The following is a 251-nucleotide window of genomic DNA, read 5'->3' on the forward strand; positions in this document are numbered from 1 at the left end:
AGGTTTTCAGTGTCGTTGGCCGATAAATCGTTACCGTTGCTGTCAGTTGCAGTTGCCACCACTGTGATGTCGCCATCCACAAGTGTAGAGAGGTCAACATTATCGACAGAGTAAGTACCGTCCGCGTTTACTGCCACATCAGTGATGGTAATTGATGTGCCAGCAATATCGGTGATAACCAGAGTGACCGTGCCATCTGCTGGAATATCTTGTGATGTACCAGTGATATCGCCTTGGTTCGATGCATCAAT

1 pseudogene is annotated in these 251 nt (G+C 47.4%); it reads right to left on the minus strand.

Annotated elements, in window-relative coordinates:
• Nucleotides 1–251 (minus strand): annotated as a pseudogene (locus tag AN944_RS21715) (hypothetical protein); the annotation flags it as partial.

Source organism: Shewanella sp. P1-14-1 (assembly GCF_001401775.1).
GTDB classification, from domain to species: domain Bacteria; phylum Pseudomonadota; class Gammaproteobacteria; order Enterobacterales; family Shewanellaceae; genus Shewanella; species Shewanella japonica.